This is a genomic window from Siphonobacter sp. BAB-5405, assembly GCF_002872335.1.
Lineage (GTDB): Bacteria > Bacteroidota > Bacteroidia > Cytophagales > Spirosomataceae > Siphonobacter.
The window spans coordinates 1-787 of sequence record NZ_NJAG01000153.1; the positions used below are offsets into that span (position 1 = coordinate 1).

At 29.4% G+C, this 787-nt stretch carries 1 protein-coding gene; it reads left to right on the forward strand.

The genetic code is table 11. From position 1 onward, the window contains the following. The coding region (locus BWI97_RS26710) for a Crp/Fnr family transcriptional regulator (RefSeq protein ID WP_233208086.1) at positions 1-622 on the forward strand (622 nt) is incomplete at its 5' end. Positions 623-787 lie beyond the last annotated feature (165 nt).

Below are 787 nucleotides of genomic sequence, written 5' to 3' on the forward strand. Positions count from 1 at the left end.
AATTACATTAGTATTTCTAATATGTCCGCCCATGCTCCATTATCCTTCACCGCTATCTAAGCTTTTAGAAAACTTTAACAGGTTGTCTAAACCTACTTCTGAATTGCTCGCCTCTAAGTTAAAGTTATGCGTTCATGACAAGAATAGTAAAATATTATCAATAGGTAATAACGATAAATACGTTTACTTCGTCATTACTGGTTTAATCAGAAAGTTTTATATTAATAATGGAAAAGAAGTTACTTCCTCAATATTTACTTCAAACGATATTATAATTTCTTTTAATAGTTTTTTCAATCAAACTACTTCTACCGAAGCAATCGAGACAATAAATGAGACTGAACTTTATAAACTACATTATGAAGATTACCTATTCTTGGCTGAAACTAGGCCTGACTTTATTGAAATCATGTCTAATATTACATTAGATCACATAAATTCACTAGAAGATTATAATAAATTACTGAAAATCAAAACTCCATTTGATAGATACAAAATGTTTGAGAAACTATTCCCAAAATATCGGGGAAAATTACCTAACTCAATTTTAGCTTCCTACTTAAATATAAGTTACAGTGAGATAAGTAGAATAAGAGCTAAGATATTAAAATCTTATTATTGAAAATGATGATATTACAAAATGCTTTTTTTGCGTACACGCAAAAAAAAATAACAAAATAATGCTATTCCTTTACTTTCAAGAAAGCCCCCTGCCAACGACTAGGAACCGGAGCAGGAGGCTTTTGAGTCAACTTATAACTAATATTAACTCAATTTCAAATCTATG